Raw genomic sequence first — 3,042 nt, 5'->3', positions numbered from 1 at the left:
ACATGTCGTCGGCGAAGTAACCGAGGTGCCCGGGCGCACCACCCCGCCGCCCCTGTCGCGCACCGTCCCACCGACCATTCCCGCCGTGCCGAAGCCGCCCAAGCCCACGGATCCGACCGACAAGCGGGCCTCCAACCTGGTCACCGGCCACATCACCCGGGGCGGATCCGGCCCCTGCTACGGGCTCGTCTCCGAGGACGGCGTCGAGTACGCCCTGCACGGCACCGGTTCCGGCACCCTGACCGAGGGCAGCTTCGTCACCCTCCGGGTCATCTCCCGCTCGTCCGAGGTCGACTGCGGCCCCGGCATCCGCGCCAGCATCGTCACCCGGTGACCCTGCCGGCGCGGACCCCCGTGTCGGTAGGGGGCAACCCGGGCTTCTCCCTGTTCAACGCGACCACCGGGGCCGTCTGAGGCAACCGGGTCCTAGGCTGTCTGCCATGACCGACCAGCGCGGCGGAGTCGTCGACGAGTCCTGTGTCCTTACCGAGGGGCCGTGGACGCACCGTTTCGTCGGCGCCAACGGCACCCGGTTCCACGTGGTCGAGGCCGGCACCGGGCCGATGGTGCTCTTCCTGCACGGCTTCCCCGAGCACTGGTGGGCCTGGCACCAGATGCTCCCGGCCGTCGCGGACGCCGGCTTCCGCGCGGTCGCCGTCGACCTGCGCGGCTACGGCGCCAGCGACAAACCACCCCGGGGGTACGACGGCTACACCCTCGCCGCCGACATCGCCGGGCTGATCCGGGCGCTCGGTGAACGGTCGGCGACGCTGGTCGGCAGCGGCGTCGGCGGCATGGTGGCCTGGACGGTGGCGTCGTTCCACCCGTCCCTGGTCCGCCGGCTGGTGGTGCTGGGAGCGCCGCACCCGCTCCGCCTGCGCGCCGCCATCTTCGCCGACCCGCGCGGGCAGTTCGCCGCCTCCACACCGGCGTTGAAGTTCCAGCTCCCCCGCTACGAGCACGTCCTGACCCGGGACGGCGCGGCAGCCGTGGCCGAGATCCTGCGTCGCTGGGGCGGACCACGTTGGGTGGCCGGACCGGACTTCGAGACGTACGCCGAGCGGTGCCGGGAGGCGATGCGCATCCCGCAGGCCGCGTTCTGCGCGTTGGAGGGCTACCGCTGGGCGTTCCGCTCGGCGCTGCGGCTGCACGGCTACCGGTTCGTACGCCTCATGCAGAAGCCGCTGGTCACCCCGACGCTCCAACTGCACGGCGCACAGGATGTCGCTGCCCTGCCGCGGACCGCCCTGGGTTCCGGCCGGTACGTCGTCGCCCCGTACGAGTGGCGGCTGCTCGACGGGGTGGGGCACTTCCCGCACCTGGAGGCGCCGGAGCTGGTGCTCGGCGAAATCCTGCGCTGGGCCAAGTCCTGACCGTCAGACCCGCTGCTCCCGCAGGTCGGTGACCTCGGCGGCCGGCGCCCAGCCCTGGTAGACGCCGAAGTCGAAAACCTCCAGCCGCATCGCCTCGGCCACCGGCCAACGTCCGCCGGTGTACTCGACGCGTAGCCAGGCGTCGTGCTTGCCGAGCACGATGAACGGCTGCCCCTGCCACGTGCAGGTCGTTCGCACGTACGCCAGGTCCTCGATGTCGCTCGCCGGCAACACCCGCACGTACCGGCCGGGGCGGACCTCCTCGAAGCCCTCACCCGGCTCGGGCTGGTACAGCCGGATGTCGTCGCCGTCCGGGCTGGCCTGGTACTCACGGCCCTGCCAACGGGCCACGTAGCCGTCGCGCATCACGCCTCCCCGACCCGTCGCCACACCACCGCGTCCGTGTCGAGCGACGCGACCACCCGTTCGGTGCCGTCCGCGCCGATACGCCAGAGCTGCGCGCCGTGCGGCAGCCGGGCGCTGTCCACCTTGAACTCGGCCACCACGTCGCTGCTCTCGCCGGGCGCGAAGCCGTTACCCCGGAACGGCGGGCGTTCGATGACCCAGCCCTCCATGGCCCGCATCGCCGGCTCGTTCTGTCCGCCGTACGGAATCCGGTAGAGGCTCGGCCGGTGCGCCGGCCAGCGCAGCACGTAGATCGCCTCGGCGTCCCGCAGGAACGGCGAAGCCGGGTAGCTGAGGCCGAGCGCGTCGTACAACTGGGCCGGCGTGGTCAGGTGGGCCAACTCGCCCGCCCGGTGCACGAAGCCGGACACCCGGTCGTACCCCCGTTCCAGGTAGTACGCGAGCTGGCTGGGCGCGATCGCCTTCTGCATCACGGTCGGCCGGGCCGGGTCGACCGCTGCCGGAGCGTACCGGGGACGGGCGGTGGGCTCGGCCACGGCCGGCGCCTCCTCGGCGTCGACCTCCAGGTCGTCACCGAGCCCGACCTCGGCGGCCCAGTTGGCCAGGGCAACGATCTGCTCGCCGGGCAGCTTCGCGCCCACCGGAGTGCCCGGGTTGACGGCGAACGACCAGTCCTCGTCCGGCCAGCGCCGGATCAGTTGGGCGAACTTCACCCGCACCGTGTCGACGTCACCGTCGATGTGGTCGGCGAGGCGCTCCGGCGACGTGTAGACCACCACGTACGTCTCACCGTCGAGCTGGGCGGTACGCCAGACGAAACCCGGGTCGCCGGGGCGGCTGCCGCGCACCGAGTCCGACGCGGCCGGCAACAGCACCCGGGCCAGCAGCAGGGTGGACAGGAAAGTGTCCGTACTGCCCGCACCGGCCGCGTTGAGCAGGTCCTCCTCGACCGTGTTGGCCGGCTCGAAGTCGATCGGGGCCGGCTCCTTCGCCGGCGCACGCTGCTCCTCGCCGCCCGCGGCCGCGTACCGGTCGCCGCCGTTGGTGTCGGGCCGTACCGGCTCCGGGCGACCGTCCGCATGGAACGACGGCGTGCCGCCGGCCGCATGGAACGACGGCGTGCCGCCGGCCGCATGGAACGACGGAGGGCTGCGACCAGCGGGTTCTGCGACCGGCCACCGCCGCGCTGGACGGCGGCGCACGCCCGGTCCGCGTCGCCTCCATTCATCGACGCGGCTTCTCGCAACATTGTCCTCGACGGAGGCCAGTGGGGGCCGGGCGAACTCGTGCGTGGCGACGAGGG

The 3,042-nt window shown here is 72.9% G+C and carries 4 protein-coding genes; 2 read left to right on the top strand and 2 right to left on the bottom strand.

Going from position 1 to position 3,042, the window contains the following annotated elements; genetic code table 11:
• Together JNW91_RS30780 and JNW91_RS30775 are read left to right on the top strand one after the other, a co-directional pair.
• On the top strand, positions 1-334 hold a 334-nt coding region (locus JNW91_RS30780), incomplete at its 5' end, for a hypothetical protein (RefSeq protein ID WP_238426007.1).
• 106 nt (positions 335-440) lie between these two features.
• The gene (locus JNW91_RS30775) at positions 441-1,373 is read left to right on the top strand and encodes an alpha/beta fold hydrolase (RefSeq protein WP_203178971.1); all 933 of its coding nucleotides are present in this window, start codon (positions 441-443) and stop codon (positions 1,371-1,373) included.
• A gap of 3 nt (positions 1,374-1,376) precedes the next feature.
• Here the strand turns inward: JNW91_RS30775 and JNW91_RS30770 are convergent, their stop codons facing one another.
• Together JNW91_RS30770 and JNW91_RS30765 are read right to left on the bottom strand one after the other, a co-directional pair.
• Positions 1,377-1,742, bottom strand: coding sequence for a hypothetical protein (locus JNW91_RS30770; RefSeq protein WP_203178970.1), 366 nt, complete (start codon positions 1,740-1,742; stop codon positions 1,377-1,379).
• A partial coding sequence (locus JNW91_RS30765) for an SseB family protein (protein WP_203178969.1) occupies positions 1,739-3,042 on the bottom strand: 1,304 nt, incomplete at its 5' end. The genes JNW91_RS30765 and JNW91_RS30770, both read right to left, overlap by 4 nt.

Origin of the sequence: Micromonospora parastrephiae, assembly GCF_016802865.1 — a bacterium.
GTDB classification, from domain to species: domain Bacteria; phylum Actinomycetota; class Actinomycetes; order Mycobacteriales; family Micromonosporaceae; genus Micromonospora; species Micromonospora parastrephiae.
The sequence above is the reverse complement of the archived record's forward strand: the minus strand, read 5'-3'. Positions and strand labels throughout refer to the sequence as shown.

Excerpts from the sequence above, each read along its gene's own strand:
- JNW91_RS30775 (WP_203178971.1), top strand. The coding sequence starts at position 441 with ATGACCGACCAGCGCGGCGGAGTCGTCGACGAGTCCTGTGTCCTTACC.